This is a genomic window from Pantoea sp. XY16 (assembly GCF_025153065.1).
Lineage (GTDB): Bacteria > Pseudomonadota > Gammaproteobacteria > Enterobacterales > Enterobacteriaceae > Pantoea > Pantoea alfalfae.
Genome location: NZ_JANZNP010000003.1, coordinates 168,297 through 188,553, shown reverse-complemented (window position 1 = coordinate 188,553; position 20,257 = coordinate 168,297). Strand labels below are relative to the sequence as shown.

Sequence of the window (20,257 nt, the reverse complement as noted above, 5' to 3'; positions counted from 1 at the left end):
GAGAATGCGCATGACGACGCGTGCTTCTCTGGCCAGGAGAGATACGCCTCCTGTACGGAGGCGTATCGCTTCTTACGCTTCTTTGTTGCCTTTGATATCCCAGCCAGCGCTGGTTTCTGCGCCTTTACCACCGGAAGAACTCTGCTCCCAGTACTGCTGTTTCACTTTAGAAGCCTGGAAGGCATAAGTTACGCCCAGGGTGTCGTCGTGTTCAGAACCCACAAACTGAACGTTAGTCACCAGCACATCTTCCAGCGTGATGCGGGTGTATTCGATTTGGGTGCCACCCGCTTTGCAAACTGACACTTCGACTTTCGCGACGTGCTTACCGCTGGCGCAGTTTTTCAGCAGTGCAGTGACCGCCTTATCGATTTTGGCGTTGATGTGCAGGTCGTTGAAATTAACTTTACCCGCACCGCCACCGCCACCCACGCTCATATTGCCTGGCTGACTGGCACCCCAGGAAAAGGAGTCAATATCGATCCATCCAGTGTGGTTTGAATCTTTAGATTCGCCGGTAATGCCGTCTACCTTCAGATACATATCAATAGCCATTATCTTTCACTCTTTATTGGTTGAGATTATTGCTTTCAAAAAAGCAAGGATATGGCAAAAAGAAAAGCATGGGGCTGAATAAAACAGTCCATATTTTACCTTTGCCTTGCTTCTGAAATATCGTCATAAACCATATTTCAGATAGTGCGTTGCCGGGCACCAGGCCGGGCAATGTATTTATTGAATTCTCATGATGAGAAATTGAGGTTCTGACCCGTTATTCAGGAAGCAGACAAGCACTCAATAAATTTCCTTAGCTTACCCGCCGCCCAGTAAAAACTTAACGATACAGTGACTGAAAGAGTAATCAGAATGCCGTTAGTTATTTTCCTGATCATCGTGACATTCCAGTCACAGAAGAAAATGAAATAACCTGCGCAGGTGGATAAAATCAGGGCTGAAATAAAAACCAGTAAATAACGTAGTAAATGCAGAACTAATTTTTTAACCATCCTGTCATCCTCCCTGACGTTCATCTCAGCAACCTTTCTGTGAGACATCAGGCGCAAAACCCTTTCGCGCCTGATACCACTGCAACTCAGCCCTTACGCATTATCATTTTTCAGTGACGGCAGCTTAGAGACCAGACGCAGCGAAACGGTCAGCCCTTCCAGCTGATAGTGCGGACGCAGGAAGAACTTCGCGGCGTAATAGCCTGGGTTATCTTCCTGCTCTTCCACATTCACCTCGGCAGCCGCCAGCGGCTTGCGTGACTTGGTCTCCTGCGAGGAGTTAGCCGGATCGCCATCGACGTAGTTCATCACCCAGTCGTTCAGCCAGCGTTCCATCTCATCGCGCTCGCGGAAGGAGCCGATCTTGTCACGCACGATGCACTTCAGGTAATGCGCGAAGCGGCAGCAGGCGAACAGATAAGGCAGACGCGCGGCCAGACGGGCATTGGCGGTGGCATCGGCATCGTGATATTCCGTCGGCTTCTGCAGTGACTGCGCGCCAATAAAGGCAGCGAAGTCAGAGTTTTTGCGATGCACCAGCGGCATAAAGCCGTTTTTCGCCAGTTCGGCTTCTCGACGATCGCTGATGGCGATTTCGGTCGGACATTTCATATCCACGCCGCCGTCGTCGCTCGGGAAGGTGTGACACGGCAGATTTTCCACTGCCCCGCCCGACTCCACGCCGCGAATGGCCGTACACCAGCCATACTCTTTAAACGAGCGGTTAATGTTGGCGGCCATGGCGTAGGCGGCATTGCTCCACGTGTAGTTGCCGTGATCGGAACCGTCGGTCTGCTCTTCAAAGTCAAAGCTGTCGACCGGATTAGTACGGATACCGTAAGGCAGACGCGCCAGGAAGCGCGGCATCACCAGGCCCAGATAGCGTGCATCTTCCGACTCACGCAGGCTGCGCCAGGCGGCATATTCGGTGTTCTGGAAGATTTTGGTCAAATCGCGTGGATTCGCCAGCTCCTGCCAGGATTCCATCTGCATCACTTCCGGCGCGGTGCCGGTGATAAACGGACAGTGGGCGGCCGAACCGATGCGCGCCATCTCACCCAGCAGCTCAACATCCTGCGGGCTGTGGTCGAAATAGTAGTCGCCGACCAGACAGCCAAACGGCTCACCACCGAACTGCCCATACTCCTGCTCATAGATCTTCTTGAACAGCGGGCTTTGATCCCAGCCAGCACCTTTATAGCGCTTGAGGGCACGACCCAGCTCCTGCTTGGAGATGCTCATAAAGCGGATTTTCAGCATCTCGTCCGTTTCGGTGTTGTTCACCAGATAGCTCAGGCCGCGCCAGGCGCTTTCCAGCGACTGAAACTCCGGATGGTGAATAATCTGGTTCACCTGCTGTGACAGCTTTTCGTCGATCTCCGCGATCAGCGCCTGAATGGTGCGATAGGCGTCGCTGGAGACGGTGACGGTGTTCTCCAGCGCCTGCTGCGCCAGGGTTTTCACCGCGCTTTCGACGGCGGCGCGTGCCTGGTCGCTTTTCGGCCGGAACTCTTTGTTCAGCAGCGCGCTGAACTCATCCTGGCTGAAACTGGCCGCGCCCTGCGACTGGGGTTGTTGTGAAGTCTGCGTCATGCCTGCGGCTCCTTACCTTCAGTGGCCTCATCCTGCTTAGGCAGATGGGTCAGAGCCTGCAGCAGCGTTGGGTCCTGCAGCACCTTACCAATCAGCTCTTCAGCGCCGTTTTTGCCGTCCATATAGGTCAGCAGGTTTGCCAGCTGGGTACGCGCTTCCAGCAGCTTGCTCAGCGGCTCGACGTTGCGGGCCACGGCATCCGGCGAGAAGTCATCCATGCTGTCGAAGGTAAGATCGATGTTCAGCTTGCCTTCACCATTCAGGGTGTTGTCTACCTGGAACGCGGCGCGTGGCTTCAGCGCTTTCATGCGCTCATCGAAGTTATCGATGTCGATTTCAAGGAATTTGCGGTCGTCGATGCCCGGCTGCGGCTCCAGCGGTTTACCCACCAGATCCGCCAGCACGCCCATCACAAACGGCAGCTGAATTTTGCGTTCCGCGCCATAAATTTCCACGTCATATTCAATCTGAACGCGAGGCGCGCGATTGCGGGCAATGAACTTCTGCCCACTGGATTTGCTTGTTGCCATGGTTTTCTCCATCAATGATGCGCGGATAATGTGCCACAGCAGGCGCGCAGGTCCCGCTGTGTGAGTGGGTCACGCCTGCTTAGTCGCGACGTCCGAAAATGGTTTCCAGCTGATGCACGCCATCGGGTGCCAGTTCGCGGATGATCTCCAGGAAGTCGCGCTCGATTAAGCGCTGCACCCGGTCGATCATCAGCGGGGCCGGATGACTCGGCTCATGCTGAGTGAAGTAGAGCTTCACCTTCTCCAGCATCAGCTGGGCATCGGCGCGGGAACCGATCTGCACCGTACGCCAGTCCGCGGCCGCGCGCGGCGCCGTGGCGACTGCCGCCGGGGCCGCCGCTTCTGCGGGTTGTTCCGCCGCTGCGGTGGGAATCAGCTGGCTGATGTCGGTGGCCTGGCAGCGTTCGGCGATCAGCGCAATCTGTCTGCGCAGCAGGGCCAGTTCCGGCACCGCCGCGTCGCCCAGCCGTTCGGCCACGGTTTCGCAGATGGTCTGCAGCCGCTCATGAATCTGCAACACGGCCTCAATGCCGGGCTGGTCGCCGCGCGCCAGTTCGTCGATCAGACGCGGCAGGCCGCCAGGGTAGTCCGCCACTTCGGTTTTGCTGCCGTCGCACAGGGCAGCGGCATCGCGCAGCGAGATACCGTCGGACGGATAGCGCAGCAGCCAGCACTGACGCACTGCGCCACTGAGTTCAGTCTTGTCACCCAGCAGCGCCAGAGCATTGATACGGTAGAAGGGATCCTGTTCGCCATACTCTTCCAGTCGCGGCCACAGCGGCTCCCAGTAGAGCAGCAGCGCCTGTTCAATCAGCTTCAGCCCCTGGGCATAGCCCGGCAGCCCTTTCAGCTCCGTCCAGGCATGGGTCAGCGCCAGCATCACCCGTAAATCTTTACTGCGGGCCAGCAGCGCTATCGCCAGCTTCTCGACTTTGTTCCAGTCGGCGGGTTCTGCCGGAATGATGGTGTTGCCGAACTGCTGTTCCGCTTTACCGGCACTGGCCTGCTCCATCGCCTGAAAATCGGCGTCGTACTCCAGGTTATCGCCGCCGGGATTGTCATCACTGACCGGAGCCAGTAAAGCCTCTGTATTCATCGTCATGCGTGTCGCCTCAGGATTCAAACATCGGGGGATAAAGTCCGTTTCGTCCCGGCTTTGCCCCACCGGCCGGATCAAACAGCAAGGAAAAGAGCTGCGCGGTGAAGTTACCGCTGTGAACCTGGGTATAAAGCGGGAACCCATCGCTCTGATTGGTCCACCAGAAACTGGTATAGAACTGCGGGTCGAAATTCTCGCCCGGCAGCGTCCAGTTCAGCGTTGAAGGCGTGTCGCCATGGCCGATAACGTTAAGAATATCTGACGGCTCGCCCGTCTCCTGCGGCGGTTGCGGCTGCGGAATGCTGATCAGCGCCTGATCCAGCTGCTCCGGCGATCCGCCGCCCTGTACCACCCGCAGCAGCGTATTGCCCACCTGCTGATACCACTCGCCGGAGCGTGCCAGCAGGGCCGGCGACCACTCGGCGGGGGTAAAGTGACGCAGCGCGCAGAGCGGGTAGTTACGTCCCACGCTGTCCCGAGCCGCAATCAGGCAGCCCATCTGGATCAGCTGACTGCCCAGCATCGGCGGCACCACAAAATTCCAGACCGGCGCGTTGAGGAACGGGCGCGACGGCGCGTTATCCCCCTCCTGACTGCTCTGCCAGTGATGCAGGCCCACCTGGAACCAGCTGGACCATTGGCGATAGAGGACATCAGGAAAGCGGCGCTTCACAAAGTCACCGGCGCTGGGCAATTTGCCGTACCAGCAGGGTGCAGCGTAATGAGTCATTGTCGGGTCCTGTTTCAGGGGCAGCTAAAGCCGGGAAGCTGGAACGGGTTACGAATGCTGCCAGGGGTGAACGACAGCGTGACCTGATGCCCCTCCACGCTGAATGTGGCTTCGCGGGTCAGGCCGCCGGCCGCCGTAACACGGGCGCGATCGAAGAAGCGATTGAGTGCCCAGGGCCCACTGGTGACCAGCGTTGAGGTAGTGCCGTTGGTCAGGCCCAGCTGCATCCGCACCTGGCTGGTGCCGCCCGGACCGGGCCAGCTGACCATCTGCACCGCCTGTGGCCCGTGGCTGTAACGCAATTGCTGTCCATCCACATCCAGCGTCAGGTTAAGAATGTCGTTGTCCATTTTTACGGTGCGCAGCGTGACGCGGAAACCTGGCGTGGTGGCGCCGTTGGCAAAGAACGCATCACGAATCGACTGCGCCTGCTGGAAAGGACGCAGAAGTGCTTCGCCACCCGGCAGGGTTTTACCGTCAATACCCGGCGTAAAGCGCCATGAGGCGTTGGTGGTGTCGACTTTGCTGGCCAGATTGTCGCGGAAGAAGCTGTCCATCATGCCGCTGCCGGGAGCAAACATCCGCGCCAGATCGTCGGGTGTCACCTCACTGCGCGCGGAACGCACCAGCGGATAACGTCCGGCGATCGCCTGACGACAGAAACTGCCGACTTCCATGGTGATGCGTTTACGGACGTTATCCATGTCGCGGCGCTGCGCATCGCTGCTGGCCCCGACCGCCATGCTGGAGACCATATTCTGCAGCGAACCGGGCAGCCGTCCGGCGCTGGCCTGCAAACGGCTAATCGCATCGCTGGCCGGTGGCGGCATTCCGCTGTTGGCGGCATCCTGCACCGCCGTGAGGTAGCGATAGAGATCGTCAATCTGATGCAGGAAATCATCCACCGCCAGCACCTTACTGCCCTGCTGTAACGGCTGGGCCAGCTCAAGCACTGGCGCAAAATGCACCGCAACCGCCTGCTCCGGTGACGCCTGCGCTGCCGCCTGCCCACGCGCCGCAGCTGCTTCGGGCGAGGTAAACAGCGCTTCAAGGGTGCGGGTGGCGCTGTTATCCGACGGCTTCGCCGCCTGCGCGGTTTTCTCATCGGGCTGCGCCCGGTTCAGCGTCAGCAGGTTACTGAGGTTGATGACCAGCTGGCGCAGCGGCGAGTGGTTGCCCGACAGCAAGCGCGCAGTGTTGATGCGTTGCGCAAGATCAGCACTGCTGTTGAGCTGAATATCGCTCAGGAACTGCTCCCACTGCCGGATGTAGTCCTGCACATAGAGCTGGCGCACCGCAAGATCGGTCTGCTCACTTTTCTGCTGCGGCGCAGCGCCGTCCAGCACCCAGAGATCGTCCTGATAAAGCGCCTGCGTCACCGGACCAATCTGCTTGTCCACATGCTGCCAGTAGCCGTCCGGCGTATAGAGCCCCGCTACGCCATCATTCACCGATTTACCGCTTTTACGGGAAAAAACCAGCTCGCTCTGGGGACCGCCCAGCGCTGCCAGCGTCACCGGCTGCAGGCTGTCATCACGTTGCAGCAGGCGCTTCAGCCGTCCGTAGACGCGCTGTGACAGCGGCATCTGATTAATCAGCGCCTGCTCGCGCTTTACCAGCGCGTCATCCTTCGCATACGGCGACGAGTGAATCTGCGTCTCCAGCAGCTGTTGCAGATGCCACGCCAGCTGTTTTACCTGCTGCTGCGTCACGTTCTGCGGCAGCTCGCGCGACAGGTTAAGCATCAGCCACGCCTGCAAAAACTTGCCGTCGTAGTGCTTCGGCTGGTAGAGCATCTGATATGCCTTCAGCGCTTCATAGCTGTAGTCAGCGTCACTGCCATTGTCATTGCGCAGCCAGCGGGTGATGTTCTGCGCCACCTGCGGCAACAGCAGCTGCTTCAGCGCTTTATCGTAGAGCGCACGCGTCGCATCGCTGACCTCGGTACCACGATAAAGGCCCATACGGCGCGTCAGCGGCGGCGATTCCAGCGAGAAGTCGGCGCTTTCCGGCAGGTGTAACAGGGTGTTGAGATAAGGCACCAGCGCAAAGAGATCGCCGTTGACCTGCTTCTGAAGCTGGTCGCCGAGTTGCTCCACCTGCGGCGCTTTAGCGGCCATCTCCTGCAGATAGGCTTTGTTCTTGCTGTAGCTGGTGAGCCACAGACCGCCCGCGACCAGTAACAGCAATAGCAGCGCCAGATAGCCTGACCAGAGTCCGGCGCGGTTGCGCAGCTCCCACCAGCGGTTGCTGCCTGCCAGACCTGACTCCTGGAAAATCACATTCTCCAGCACGCCTTTCAGGAAGAAGCTCTGCCCTTTGTTCTGCGGAATCGGGGCGTCCTTATCGACCTGATCCCAGCTGCCCGATTCGCCCGCCTGCTGGCCAGGCAGATTCAGGGCACGGTTCAGTTCACCCATTACCCGATCAAACGGCAGACCTTCCTGGGTGCCGCTGGCAAAGTAGATGCCGCGTGGCGCGAACTGGGTTTCAAAATCGGAGCGGGCGAACAACGTGTCGAGCGCGTCGGCCAGCAACGGACGCAGCGCAGCGAACTCCTGCGGGAAGAGATAACTTTCTGCCCGCGCCTGCGCGTCGCTCTCCGTCAGCAGCCGATCGGCCAGTCCGGCATCGAGCCGCTGTTGCAGCAGGGAATACTCCTGCTGGAACTGGCTGTTCAGCTCGAAATCGGCGGCGGACGCTTTCGCCCACGGGAAGGTGAATCCCCAGATCTGTTCACGCTGCGCTTTGTCCAGCGAGGCGAAGTAGCTGCGGAAGCCTTTGAGCAGGTCCGCTTTGGTGACCAGCACATAGACCGGGAAACGGATGCCGAGACGATCGTGCAGCTCCATCAGGCGCTGACGCAGCGCCAGCGCCTGGTTGCGCAGCGCCTCAGGTGACTGACTCAGCAGATCGGAAACGCTCAGGGTGACGATGACGCCGTTGATCGGCTGACGTCCGCGATATTTACGCAGCAGGTCGAGGAAATGGTGCCATTCGCTGGCATCCCGCTCCTGCTGACTCTCCTGGGTGCTGTAGCGCCCGGCGGTATCGAGCAGCACCGCGTCGTTGGTGAACCACCAGTCGCAGTTGCGGGTACCGCCAATGCCGCGCAGCGCTGACTTGCCAAACTTATCCGCCAGCGGAAACTGCAGGCCCGAGTTGACCAGCGCCGTCGTTTTACCGGCACCAGGTGCGCCGATAATCATGTACCACGGCAGCTGATAGAGATACTGACGGCCAAAGCGCTGCGCCCAGAACGGCGTGCCTTTGCTGCTGTGGCGCTGGAAGTGCGCCTTTCTCAGCATCTCAGTCGCTTCGGAAAAACGCCCTGCCAGCACCTGCTCTTCACTGGTCAGACGCTGACGATCGGCTTCCGGTGCATCGCTTTTGCCGGTTTCAAGACTCGACATCAGCTTGCGGTTAAGCCAGTAGTTGTAGAGCCGCGGGATCGCCTGCCCCAGGCCCCAGACCAGATAGAGCAGCGCGATACTGATCATGCGGTTCTGCTCTGGCTCAAGCGGCCGCGAATCAACGATAGAGAAGACCGGGCCAATCACCCAGATAATAAATGAGAGCGCGGTGATGCCGACAAAGCCCCACGCAAGGCGGCTGGTCAGCACCGCAAACAGAATATTCAGCATGGATCAGTTCCCTCTCGCCAGGCCGTTGAGTTCGGCATGCGTCGCATCCGGCGCAACCAGTAACGTGATTTCAACACGACGGTTACGCGCGCGATTCTCTGCGCTGGTGTTCGGCACCAGCGGATTGCTTTCACCGCGCCCTTCCGCTTTCACCCGTGACGGCTGCGCCAGCTGCTGTTGCAGCAGAGTCTGAACCGAACGGGCGCGCGCGAGCGACAGTTCAAAGTTGGAGGCGAAGCGCGCGCTGCGGATCGGCACGTTATCGCTGTAACCAATCACCTGAATCTGCCCGCTGACGTTGTTCATGGCCGCCGCGATGCGCTGGATCACGTCAATGTAGCCGCCGCGCACCTCGGTCGCCGCCGAAGCAAACAGCCCATCCCCTTTCAGCGTCACCACGCTGCGGTCCGCTTCATCACGCACCGCCACCAGCCCGGCATCAATTTCCGGCTTCAGGAAGGCCCGCAGGTTGAGCGTGGCAGGCGGAGGCGGTGCCGGGTTGCCGATCTTCACTTCCGGCAGCGCCGTCTGATAGATGCGGGCCAGTACCGGCGAGGTGTAATCGCCCAGACGCCAGTTGAGCACGATATAGAACAGACAGGCCGCCAGCCCGGCCACGGCGGCGCAGGCCCACAGCGGGATCATTGGTCGCCACAGCTTGCGCAGCACCGGCTGATCGGTGGGATGCGGTGACAGCGCCGCGGCGTAACTGCCGCGCACGCTTTTAATCATCTGCAGCAGGCGCTGTTTGATGGTCTCCAGCTGCGAGCGGCCATTGTCCAGCACCCGATAGCGTCCTTCGAACCCCAGCAGCAGGCAGAAGTAGATCAGCTCCAGCATCAGAATGTGACGTCTGGGGTTCTGCGACAGCTTCGCCAGTAGCTGGAAAAACTTCTCGCCGCCCCAGGTTTCGTTGTGAAAGGTGACCAGCAGACCATTGCTGGTCCAGACGCCGCGACTGCCCCACGGCGTCAGCGCCGCCGCCTCATCCAGCGCGGTACAGAGACAGTAGCGCGCGCCGATGATCACTTCGTAGCCGAGGCCAGACTGCTGGCAGCTCAGCTCGAAGCGGCGGATCTGGTCGATCAGCTGCTGACGCAGTTGCGCCGGGTCTTCATGCGACACCGAATGGCGGATCTGTGGAATCGCGTTAATCAGGGGGTTGGCCGCCGCAACCAGCACATTCTGGTGGCTGGCATCCGGCGCAAGATCGCTGTGTGAATGTTGTTGTTCCTGCATCATGCTGCGTGCTCAGTTTATTATTCTGACTGACTGCGGATGGCCCAGAACTCCATGTTCAGGCCCGGAAACTCACCGGCAAGATGCAGCGCAAAAGCGCCCGAGCGCTCCATCTCTTTCCATAGCTCGCTGTTCTTATCCAGTTCGAAATAGCTGTATCCGGCATGCCACGGGATCTGCGGCGGCGCGCCGGGCATCGCCCGAAGTGCGAGACCCGGCAGCTGAAGCTGCACCAGATCGCGGATTTTGCTGACCGGCGCGACTTTCATCTGTGCCGGGAAATGGGTTTTCAGGGTGTCGGCCGGCACGCTGGCTTTCACCGCCAGCACAAAGCCGAACTCATGCACCATGCTGCTCTCCGGCACGGTGGCGACGTTCAGGCCGTGCGAACGCTGCGTCAGCGGCAGCTGAATGGCGCTCTCCTCCATCACCTGCGATAGCCCCTGACGCAGCAGCAGCGACAGACGGCTGAAGCAGTTGTGCAGGTCGTCATGATCGTAAAGCGGCAGTCCTTCCGGCGCGCGCGCGGGCGTCCAGGTGCTGAGCTCGGCGGCCAGTTGCAGCCAGTGGCTGTAGAGGGTTTCAGGATGCAGCAGCGGCAGATGTTGCAGATGGCTGTGCAGGCCAAGCTGACGATTGAGCAGCGCCAGCAGCATAAAATCGACCATATCGGCGCTGTTGAAGCGGCCGGTTCCGGGTGCACGCTGACTCAGCTGCTGGCTGCGCTGCTGGATCAGCCCGTGCAGGTCATTAAACATGTTTTGCAGCGGACGGCTGCTATTCAGGGTCAGCATCGGCGGGATATAATCGCTGTCGAGCCGGATGTGGTTGTCGCTGCGTTTTTCAATCACCTGCGCAACGCCCATTGCGGTCCACTCGGCGGTCAGATCCTGCTCCAGCATCAGCCGCAGGCGCAGCTTGCCGAACTGTACCGTCGCGCTGCCCACGGCCTGTGCGTTGTCATCTTCCACGTCCGCTTCCCAGGCCAGATAGCGCGCCAGAGAATCCTGCGACTCCTGGAAGGCGACGGCTTCGCGACCGTTGCGCCGGGTCGGTATTGCCAGCACCACTTTGCTGCGATCAACAGAGGCCGGCAGATCAAGCGGTGCCGGGCCATGCTGTGGCTGGCTGAAGGCGAAAAACGTGCCGTCTGGCAGACAACCGCTGGCCGCGCTCAGCGCCAGTTTGCCCTGACGCAACAGCGCTTCATCAAACTCAAGATCGTAAAAGCCCCAGGTGTAGACACGCTGTGACTGACCCCATTCACGCAGGGTGCTGAGAAGATAATTTTCTGACTGCTGGAAATGGTGAGGACGCAGAAACATCCCCTCGGTCCAGATGACCTTTTCGGCTCTGTTCATCGGCATCACTGTTTTTCCACGCGAAGGCCATTCATTCCCGCCACGATGCGCGCATTCAGCTCGCTATCGTCTCGTTTCCAGAATGCCCAGAATGAGGGCGACTCCCCTTCGGGAACCGGCAGCGACAGTCGCCACACCTTGCCATCCAGCGCCTGATATTCCGCCATGATGCCGATAAAGCGTGCCTCAGGCAGGCTCTTAATCCGCAGCGTTTTGCTGCGCTGCTCTGGCGTCAGGAAGAATTGCTGGGTGTTAAGCTGCGCACTGCCCAGCACCGTTGCAGACTGGTTTTGCAGGGAGTAAAAGTCTGCTGACATGAACTCCGCATCGGAGCTCAGTAACACCACACGGACCTTCAGCGGCGCACCGCCGTTAAGCTGATTCTCCCCCTGAACGTCCAGGTTGTAGTAAGCCACCGGCGGCGTACTGCTGCCGCTGCAGGCCGTCAGCAGCCACATCAGCAGCACGATCAACCCACCGCGCAGTTGTGTTGTTCTCATCATCAAGCCCTCCCTGCTCAGTGCGATTAGTTAATGATCCAGGTTCCGTTAGTGCTGTTCTGACAGGCGGTGCTGTCACCGTTAACCGCGACGCAGGTTTTTTTCTTGCTGCTGCTGCGCACGCGGCGTTTCGGCTGATCGGCTTTAACGGTCTGATCGTAGAGTGCGCTTTTCACTACGGCGCGGAATGGCACATAGCCTGTCAGCTGGACGGTTGCCTGCGGCGCGGCAGGCTGAGCGGCATCTTTCACGGCAGTGGTGGCGCTGTCCGGCTTAGCTTCTGCTGCGGCCTGTGCGGGTTCACCCAGCGCCAGCCAGTTGTTCTCGACCTGACCAATCACGGTGTAGCTTTCGCCGGTTTTCAGCGTCTCTACCACCTTGCCGCCGTAACCTGGCTGGCTCATCACCGAGCCGGGATAGAGGGCGCGATAGGTTTCATTGACCGGACTGAATTGCGCTGGCGGTTTTACGGCATAACGGTGACTGATCGCCACACCGTCCACCGTGCTGGTCACCAGGGTGTCATCGGTCATTTTTGGCGGGGTTTTACAACCGGCGACTGAAAAAACAAACATCAGGCCTAACGCAACGCGGAGCTTCACCATTTTTTTCATGTTGTGTTCCATTCATACCTTGGAGAGTGGCCAGAGGCCGGGTGTCAGTAATGAAAATCGAGATGTCATCTTCACAGGAAGCCGCTTAGTGCCAGATTAAAAAACAATCCTTAAACAAAAAGCGCTTAAGCGTCTTGCTGCGAAAGGTTAACCGATCAGCAAAAGTTAAGTATAAAAAAGCAACATCGGGGACGTAAACGGGAAAAGGGAGGAATCTGACCTGGTAAACAACGATCAGAAACATGATCAATTTTTTCCCGGCAAATTTAAGAAGGTGGGGTAAACCCAAGCTTTCCTTATGCCATCCCTGGTCGAAAAACCGTCGAATTGAATTAAGCCAGTAACAGTGAGTTAATTACCCGGCAGTAAAAAATGACGCGTTATGCCCGATAAATTCTCATTATATTCTTTTAATTTCAATACTTTATAACTTTAACGAAATTTCATAGCTACCGCACGAGTCAGGTAGATCCTGCCCGTGAGTCTGAAATTACAATCCATGTGTAAATATTAGCTGCGAGTTTACAGAAGATTGACAAAATTTCAACGGCCCACTTTCAGAAGAATTTAGTTAAGTAAAGTTTAACTAATTAAGTTAATACAAATAGGGGTTAGTTTTAAGCACGCGGTTAGGACTAATCTTAACAACATACGAAAGTATGAAGTTTTATTGCACATAAATAAGTTTTTTCTGAGACTGGCATTAAAATCACTCATGTTTTAAATGGTTCTGATTTAAGCCAAATCAAAAGACGTTCATGTTGTTCAGGCAGCCAGACTCAGCGTTTTGCGTCAGTCGGCTGCGCGGCAAATGCCTGATTATCAGATGATTAAGCAGCTATGCGCCTGGCATGGCGCAGACAGAGAATGGATGGCGATTAAAACGCAATAAGCGAAGCGTTAACCAGGTCATGCCCGCTTTAAGAGCAGACTGATTAATTATGCTTTACCGGCTCGCTTAGTGAGCAGCTCACAGCCCCGACAGAGCATAAAAAAACCACGCCGTAGCGTGGTTTAGCGAGAGAGCGTGCCGCATTACTCCGGCACGATTAAGGCTATCAGAAGAAGCCCAGCGGTTCGATACTGTAGCTGACCAGCAGGTTTTTCGTCTGCTGATAGTGATCGAGCATCATTTTGTGGGTTTCACGGCCAATGCCCGACTTCTTGTAGCCGCCAAAGGCAGCGTGCGCCGGATAGAGGTGATAACAGTTCGTCCAGACGCGCCCCGCTTTGATCGCCCTGCCCACCCGATAGGCACGGTTGATATCACGGGTCCAGACGCCGGCACCCAGGCCATAAATCGAGTCGTTGGCGATACTGAGCGCTTCCGCTTCATCTTTAAAGGTGGTGATGCCGATCACCGGGCCAAAGATCTCCTCCTGGAAAACCCGCATGCTGTTGTTGCCTTTCAGCAGGGTTGGCTGGATGTAGTAGCCGCTGTTGAGTGAGTCATCCAGCTTCTCTACGCCGCCGCCCACCAGCACTTCGGCCCCCTCCTGCCGCGCCACTTCGAGATAAGAGAGAATTTTATCGAACTGTTGCTGCGACGCCTGCGCGCCTACCATGGTCTCGGTGTCCAGCGGGTCGCCGCGTTTGATGGTTTTTACCCGCTTCATTACGGCTGCCATAAACGGCTCGTAGATCGACTCCTGCACCAGCGCACGCGATGGGCAGGTGCAGACTTCACCCTGATTCAGGAAGCCCAGTACCACGCCTTCGGCCGCTTTCTCAATAAAGCTCTCCTCCGCCTGCATGATGTCTTCAAAGAAGATGTTCGGTGACTTGCCGCCCAGCTCGACCGTCGAGGGGATCAGGCTTTTGGCTGCCAGCTCCAGAATATGCCCGCCAGTAGCGGTGGAGCCGGTAAAGGCGACCTTGGCGATACCGGGATGGGACGCCAGCGCTTCCCCCGCCTCTTTACCAAAGCCGTGCACCACGTTCAGCACACCCGGCGGCAGCAGATCTTTAATCAGATCGACAAAGATGGTGATCGACAGCGGCGTCTGTTCAGCCGGTTTAAGCACCACGCAGTTCCCTGCTCCCAGCGCCGGAGCCAGTTTCCAGGCTGCCATCAACAGCGGGAAGTTCCAGGGGATAATCTGCGCCACCACCCCCAGCGGCTCATGGAAATGGTAGGCGGCGGTGAACTCATCAATCTCTGCCGCGCTGCCCTCCTGCGCCCGGACACAACCGGCAAAGTAGCGAAAGTGGTCGACCGCCAGCGGCATATCGGCCGCCAGCGTTTCGCGCACCGGTTTACCGTTATCCCAGGTTTCATAGACCGCCATGGTCTCCAGATGCTGTTCCAGCCGATCGGCAATTTTCAGTAGCAGCAGTGAGCGTTGTTGTGGCGAGGTCTTGCCCCAGGCGTCCGCAGCAGCAGCAGCAGCGGCCACCGCGTTATCCACATCAGTAGCATCTGAGCGCGGGAACTCACCGGCCGCAGAGCCGTTTACCGGCGAGGTATTAGTAAAGTAGTTACCCTTCACTGGCGCGACGAATTCACCATTAATGAAGTTGCCATAATTCTTCTGTAGCGTAATCAGAGAACCTTGTTCTCCGGGGGCAGCGTAACGCATGATCATTCTCCTGACAGGTGAGTGACGTAACAATGATTAAACTTATTATTAACATGAAGGATCATTGTGAGCCTGTCAGGTCTGTTAACCGGAAACTGTGACCGCCCCGAAGGAATAGGCGTTTACGCTGCGCTTAGAGAAAATTCCGACTTTTTCCCGAAAACGTAGTCAGAGAGAAACTTGTGCGGCACAAAGGGGGTCAACCTGAGGATGAATTCATTCTGGAGATAAGCATGCTGGCTTCAGCTTTTACCCAGATGCGCGCTAAAGCCAATTTCTTGCATCAGTTTATCCGCAATCCGCGCAAGATGGGCAGCATTACCCCCTCGTCAGAGGCGTTGTGCCGGACGATGATTACATCGGTGAAATGGCCTGAAGCGTCGCGCATCGCGGAACTTGGTGCGGGCGATGGCGTACTGACCCGGCAGATACTGGCACAGATGGCGCCCGACGCCACCCTGGATGCCTTTGAAATCAGCACTTCGCTGGCAGGCAAGCTAACCGCGCTGGAGGATCCGCGCATGACCGTGCGCACCTGTTCTGCGGAGTATCTGAACGGCAACTATGACGTGATCTTCTCCGGCCTGCCGTTGTTATCCTTACCGCCCGAACTGCGTGAAGCCATTCTGCGGGCGGTCTATAACGCCCTCGGCCCGGACGGCGTTTTTATACAGTTTCAGTACACCTCGCTGACCCAGCCTGACCTGTCGCGGTACTTCACCTGGGAGCGCCAGCGGGTGCTGAAAAATGTACCACCCGCCTGGGTTTACCGCTGCACGCGTCACTACGCGCCCTGAGCACGCCCTACTGCCGGGCGCGTCTGTTGCCAGAAGGTCACCAGCAACTCACGCGCCCAGTCTTTCCCTTCAATCTCGTTGGCCCCATCCTCTGTGCAGCCCGGCGGCGTACAGACACTCATGATGTGCCGTGAAAATTCGGGATGAAACTGTACCGAGAGCGCCTGCGGTGAATAACGCACAATCTGACAGCCATCGCGCGCAGAAGCGGCCAGTACCTGCGCCCCGGACGGCGCGCTGACGACCGACTGACGATGCGACAGCCAGACGCTGAAGTCGGCGGGTAGCGTCTGCAGCAGCGGATCGCGCTGTGTCTGATCTGAGCAGCGAATGGGTAACAGACCGCGCTCCCAGCCGTTGGGATTGTCTGCCACTTCACCGCCCAGCGCATACGCCATCAGCTGATGGCCGTAGCACACACCGAGCAGCGGCAGACCATGATCAATCGCCGCTCTGATCCAGGCGGCGCTGCGTTCACTCCAGTCGGCGTGATCGGTGACCATTGCCCAGGAACCGCTGAGGATTGCGCCGGAAATCGTGTCAAAATCGGGTAACGCTTCGCCCAGATGAGGCCGCACAATCAGGTACTCATCGGGTTGGAGATTCAGTGCATCAATAAACCAGCGCGGCTGTTCACCAATCTCTGAAACGACGTTTGCGGGTGGGACTTCAAGCTGAATTAACGCAAGGGGTAAGGCGGACGAATAGGTCATACCGAATCGGTTCCTTTAAGAAGTCATTTCGAATCAGTCTGCCAGCATCGCATCCGAAAGTCTCATCGGGCTGCACCGCCATCGCAGAAAATTTCTCACTGCGATTGGCTGGAGTACCGCAGTTCGTGCCATCATTAGCGGGCTAAGCAAAAATCATCAAAAGGATATTATCGTGGCTGTGCGGCATTTTTTTCTGATTCTGATGGTGGTTTCTATCTGGGCCTTCAACAACGTGGCGGTGAAATGGGGGCTGCTGGAACTGCCGCCGCTGTTTCTGACCTTTATGCGCTTTGTAGTCGTCGCCATCGTGCTGGTACCGTTCTGCCGCATTAACCGTCAGCAGTTGCCCTGGCTTTTGCTGCTGGCTTTCACCTTCGGTTTTATGCACTTCTCGCTGCTGTTTGTCGGCCTGCGCTACACCGATGCCGGCACGGGCGCGATTGTAGTGCAGCTGGGCACACCGATTGCAATGTTGCTGGCAATGGTGGTACTGAAAGAGAAGCTGAAGCTGGTGCAGCTGCTGGGCATTATGATTTCGCTGAGCGGCGTGGTGGTGCTATCAGGCAGTCCGACGATTCCCTCGTGGTGGGTGCTCTGTCTGCTGTTGTGCAGCGCCACCGGCTGGGCCGTCAGTAACCTGATAGTGAAAAAGTCACCGCCGATTAAACCGCTGACCATGACCGGCTGGATTGCGTTTCTGGCGATTCCCATCGTCGGCGGCTCCAGTCTGGTGATGGAATCCCATCAGCTTTATGCACTGCAGCATGCGGGCTGGCGCGGCTGGTTCGCCATTCTTTACAGCGCCATCGCCTCGTCGATTGTGGCCTATACGCTGTGGTATATGCTGCTGAAGAAATATAACGTCAATCTGATCATGCCCTATTCGCTGCTGACGCCGGTTTTATCGGTGGTGATGGGGATTGTCGTGCTGGGTGACAGCCTCAACAGCTTCAAGATTATCGGGGCCTCACTGGTGATCCTCGGCACGGCTATCGCGGTGCTCAACCTGCGAAACCTGCGGATGCATGCCCGCTTCCCGCGCCTGCGGCGACGTTGATCCTGCGTGCTATGCTTGAGAAATCACCCCTTTCAGGAAGCACAACATGGACTCACAGCTTGCCGCCTCTCTCTGGCAGCAGATGCAGCAGGGATTGCGGGGTCGCGACGACGCCTTGCCTCTTCCTGCCTTCATTGATCGCGCCACCTTCGCTTCTGCTTTTGCCGTCAGTGAACTGGCGGCCACCAGCATCGGTCTGGCAACGCAGGCCACCGCCGCACTGATCGCCGCCTCCTGCCCTGAATATCGCTCTCCGCCTGTCGCCGTCAATGTGCGCCTGGCGTCACGCTGGTTCCAGCAGAGTTTTATCCCGCTTAACCGTGCGGCACCTGCGATGTGGGACGCGTTTGCCGGTGACTATCGCAGCCGCGATGGCTGGATCCGCCTGCATACCAACGCCACACATCACCGGCTGGCGATGGAAAAGGTGCTGGGTACGCACGCCGATCGCGCGGCGCTGGCGCAGCAGGTGCAACAGTGGCAGGCCAGCGAACTGGAGCAGGCGATTATTGATGCCGGTGGCTGTGCCGCAGAAATGCGCAGCGCTGCCGCCTGGCAACGGCATCCGCAGGGCCAGGCCGTACAGCATGAATCGCTGTTTAGCTGGCAGACCACACAGCCTGCTCCTGCGCCGGACTGGCCGCTGGCCGAAGCGCGTCCGTTGCTGGGTATTAAAGTTCTGGATCTGACGCGGATTATCGCCGGGCCGGTCGCCACCCGTTTTCTGGCCAGTCTGGGCGCCAGCGTGCTGCGCATCGATCCGCCCGGCTGGCAGGAGCCGACGCTGGATGAGGAGATAAGCTGCGGCAAGCGTCGCGCGGTGCTCGACCTGACGCAGCCCGCCGATCGCGATCGGTTTATCCGCCTGCTGCGTGAAGCGGACGTGCTGGTGCATGGCTACCGGGCGGATGCGCTGGAACGCCTTGGATTTGATGCCCAGACGCTTCAGTCACTCTCGCCCGGTCTGGTTGATGCCGGTCTGAATGCATGGGGCTGGCAGGGTCCGTGGCGCAACCGCCGGGGTTTTGACAGTCTGGTGCAGATGGGATGCGGCATTGCTGAACGGGGCATGCAGTGGCAGCAGAGCGACAAACCGGTTCCGCTGCCGGTGCAGGCCCTGGATCATGCCACCGGTTATCTGCTGGCAGCCGCCGTGCTGGAAGGATTACGGCGACGCGTGACGCAAGGAGAGGGCAGCCAGGTGCGGCTGTCGCTGGCACGCACCGCGTGGCTGTTGCAGCAGCATCCCACCGGTGAGCACGCGGGTTCCGGCATTGTGCCGCAGGTTAAGGATAACCTGCCCTGTTACGAGTTAACGCAGTGGGGGTTTGGGGTAAGGCTCAGGGCAGCCGCCTGGCTGCCCGGTACTCCAGAGCTCTGCGCAACACCGGGTTGTACGCCGGGCACGCACCCGGCGACGTGGTGAATCAGGCGTCGGGCGTCTCTTCACTGCTCTCAAGCAGTTCGTTGTACATCGCCTGAATCGCCTCACGGCTCAGCATCGCGAGGGTGCGATAGAACGCGGTAGTCGCGTGTGCTTCCACTTTGCCCAGAAACGCACCGCACCACGGCAGCAGGTACTCTTCAAACAGCGCCAGCTGCGCTGCGCTCTCATCTTCCGCTGACTGATCTTCCAGCCAGGACGCGGCCAGCAGCAGCACGCCAAAATGGTCAGCAGGCGCATCGCTCAGCGGCATGCCGCGTGAGGTTAAGAACGCACGTACTTCCGGTTCCGTTTTGCCTTCCGGCCACTGTGAGGCGTAAGGCGGCACATTACAGTCGCTGCCCACAAACAGCGCGTTGTAATCGGCGGCCAGCGCCTGCGGATCGCTGTTCTGTTGCAGACGGGTCAGCAGCTCATCCTGCTCCAGCGGCCACTGCGACTGCAGTTTGCCTTCACGCAGCAGTGTAAACAACGGCACCAGCAGCGGGTCCTGCGGCTGACGATTAAACAGTGAGCCGATCACGCGGCACAGAATGGAAAACTCATTCATGAGTCAGATTTCCTTGAGGCAAAATAAATTAAAAGTCAGCCAGTTCAGCAATAGGTTTGCCGCTACGCATTTCCAGAAAGTCGAGCAGGCGACGCGGCGTGACATTTAACACCCGATCCTCAGGAAAATCCACTTCGCGGGCAATCCGCAGGCAGTGATCGAAATGGCCGAGCGTAAACGCGGTGTGGGAATCGGAGCCGAATGCCAGGCGTCCACCGGCATCGCGCACGGCGGCGGCGATAGCGCGGCAGTTAGGTTCGCTGCCCGGACGCGAATGGGTAAAGGAGGAGTTGTTCAGCTCCAGCGCCACGTCGTAGTGCGCTGCGGCCTCGGCAATCGCCGGAATATCGACCGGGAATTTCGGGTTGCCCGGATGGCTGATAATATGGACCAGTCCGCCCGCCATCGCGGCGATCATCGCGTCTGTGTGATGTTTCCGGTCACGCGGCGCATAAACCGGCTCGTGAAAACCGGCGACGATTAAATCCAGCGCATCGAGCATCGGGCCGGAACAGTCGATTTCGCCCTGCTGATTTTTAATATTGGCTTCGATACCGCGCAGAATCCCTACGCCATCGATCACGCGCGGCCAGACGCGCATATTAATAAAGTGCCAGTAGTGCGGTGCGTCGGCCATATCGGGGCCGTGATCGGTAATGGCAAACAGTTTCAGGCCAGTTTGCTTCGCCTGGGTCACGTAGTCGTGCAGCGTGCTGTAAGCATGCGTGCTGGCGATGGTGTGCATATGCAGATCTACCGGATACATCCTCTTCTCCTGCTGAGTGCCCCTGACGGGGCCG

The 20,257-nt window shown here is 58.4% G+C and carries 17 protein-coding genes; 3 read left to right on the top strand and 14 right to left on the bottom strand.

Annotated features, from left to right (window positions below; genetic code table 11):
• Positions 1 to 72: 72 nt before the first annotated feature.
• From N1689_RS03795 to N1689_RS03745, 11 genes are all read right to left on the bottom strand, one after another.
• Positions 73 to 555: a type VI secretion system tube protein Hcp gene (locus N1689_RS03795; protein ID WP_033779371.1), complete on the bottom strand. Its 483-nt coding sequence runs from the start codon at positions 553 to 555 to the stop codon at positions 73 to 75.
• 545 nt (positions 556 to 1,100) lie between these two features.
• The gene (tssC, locus tag N1689_RS03790) at positions 1,101 to 2,600 is read right to left on the bottom strand and encodes a type VI secretion system contractile sheath large subunit (protein ID WP_260057955.1); all 1,500 of its coding nucleotides are present in this window, start codon (positions 2,598 to 2,600) and stop codon (positions 1,101 to 1,103) included.
• Positions 2,597 to 3,130 carry a type VI secretion system contractile sheath small subunit gene (gene tssB, locus N1689_RS03785; protein WP_013357574.1) on the bottom strand — a complete coding sequence of 178 codons (534 nt, stop codon included), beginning with the start codon at positions 3,128 to 3,130 and terminating at the stop codon, positions 2,597 to 2,599. Before tssB ends, tssC begins: the two co-directional genes overlap by 4 nt.
• A 79-nt stretch (positions 3,131 to 3,209) precedes the next feature.
• The gene (gene tssA / locus N1689_RS03780) at positions 3,210 to 4,226 is read right to left on the bottom strand and encodes a type VI secretion system protein TssA (protein ID WP_253422140.1); all 1,017 of its coding nucleotides are present in this window, start codon (positions 4,224 to 4,226) and stop codon (positions 3,210 to 3,212) included.
• A 16-nt stretch (positions 4,227 to 4,242) separates the two neighbouring features.
• Positions 4,243 to 4,959: a type VI secretion system-associated protein TagF gene (gene tagF / locus N1689_RS03775; protein ID WP_013357572.1), complete on the bottom strand. Its 717-nt coding sequence runs from the start codon at positions 4,957 to 4,959 to the stop codon at positions 4,243 to 4,245.
• Positions 4,960 to 4,973: 14 nt separating this feature from the next.
• Positions 4,974 to 8,603 (bottom strand): type VI secretion system membrane subunit TssM, encoded by a 3,630-nt coding sequence (tssM, locus tag N1689_RS03770; protein WP_260057953.1) that lies wholly within the window; start codon positions 8,601 to 8,603, stop codon positions 4,974 to 4,976.
• A 3-nt stretch (positions 8,604 to 8,606) separates the two neighbouring features.
• Positions 8,607 to 9,845: a DotU family type VI secretion system protein gene (locus tag N1689_RS03765; protein ID WP_161736239.1), complete on the bottom strand. Its 1,239-nt coding sequence runs from the start codon at positions 9,843 to 9,845 to the stop codon at positions 8,607 to 8,609.
• A gap of 17 nt (positions 9,846 to 9,862) precedes the next feature.
• Complete coding sequence (gene tssK, locus N1689_RS03760) at positions 9,863 to 11,203, bottom strand: type VI secretion system baseplate subunit TssK (RefSeq protein WP_260058082.1); 1,341 nt, start codon at positions 11,201 to 11,203, stop codon at positions 9,863 to 9,865.
• 5 nt (positions 11,204 to 11,208) lie between these two features.
• Positions 11,209 to 11,706 (bottom strand): type VI secretion system lipoprotein TssJ, encoded by a 498-nt coding sequence (gene tssJ, locus N1689_RS03755; RefSeq protein WP_222924161.1) that lies wholly within the window; start codon positions 11,704 to 11,706, stop codon positions 11,209 to 11,211.
• A gap of 23 nt (positions 11,707 to 11,729) precedes the next feature.
• On the bottom strand, positions 11,730 to 12,329 hold the full coding sequence (locus N1689_RS03750; RefSeq protein WP_161736237.1) for an SH3 domain-containing protein: 600 nt from the start codon (positions 12,327 to 12,329) through the stop codon (positions 11,730 to 11,732).
• Positions 12,330 to 13,375: 1,046 nt separating this feature from the next.
• A complete protein-coding gene (locus N1689_RS03745) occupies positions 13,376 to 14,896 on the bottom strand; it encodes an aldehyde dehydrogenase family protein (RefSeq protein ID WP_260057950.1) in 1,521 nt (506 codons plus the stop codon).
• Between the two features lie 233 nt (positions 14,897 to 15,129).
• Between N1689_RS03745 and N1689_RS03740 the strand changes: the two genes are divergently transcribed.
• Positions 15,130 to 15,693: a class I SAM-dependent methyltransferase gene (locus N1689_RS03740; RefSeq protein WP_260057949.1), complete on the top strand. Its 564-nt coding sequence runs from the start codon at positions 15,130 to 15,132 to the stop codon at positions 15,691 to 15,693.
• On the opposite strand, the gene N1689_RS03735 is transcribed toward N1689_RS03740, so the two are convergent.
• Complete coding sequence (locus N1689_RS03735) at positions 15,681 to 16,406, bottom strand: glutamine amidotransferase (RefSeq protein WP_161736060.1); 726 nt, start codon at positions 16,404 to 16,406, stop codon at positions 15,681 to 15,683. The genes N1689_RS03740 and N1689_RS03735 overlap by 13 nt on opposite strands.
• A gap of 172 nt (positions 16,407 to 16,578) precedes the next feature.
• Here N1689_RS03735 and N1689_RS03730 point away from each other — a divergent pair, with 172 nt between their 5' ends.
• Both N1689_RS03730 and N1689_RS03725 read left to right on the top strand, forming a co-directional pair.
• Positions 16,579 to 17,463 carry a DMT family transporter gene (locus N1689_RS03730; protein WP_222924163.1) on the top strand — a complete coding sequence of 295 codons (885 nt, stop codon included), beginning with the start codon at positions 16,579 to 16,581 and terminating at the stop codon, positions 17,461 to 17,463.
• A gap of 46 nt (positions 17,464 to 17,509) precedes the next feature.
• On the top strand, positions 17,510 to 18,889 hold the full coding sequence (locus tag N1689_RS03725; protein ID WP_253421636.1) for a CoA transferase: 1,380 nt from the start codon (positions 17,510 to 17,512) through the stop codon (positions 18,887 to 18,889).
• Position 18,890: 1 nt separating this feature from the next.
• Here the strand turns inward: N1689_RS03725 and N1689_RS03720 are convergent, their stop codons facing one another.
• Together N1689_RS03720 and N1689_RS03715 are read right to left on the bottom strand one after the other, a co-directional pair.
• Complete coding sequence (locus tag N1689_RS03720; RefSeq protein ID WP_161736063.1) at positions 18,891 to 19,457, bottom strand: molecular chaperone; 567 nt, start codon at positions 19,455 to 19,457, stop codon at positions 18,891 to 18,893.
• 28 nt (positions 19,458 to 19,485) lie between these two features.
• Positions 19,486 to 20,223: a phosphatase gene (locus N1689_RS03715; RefSeq protein WP_161736064.1), complete on the bottom strand. Its 738-nt coding sequence runs from the start codon at positions 20,221 to 20,223 to the stop codon at positions 19,486 to 19,488.
• Between the last annotated feature and the right edge of the window lie 34 nt (positions 20,224 to 20,257).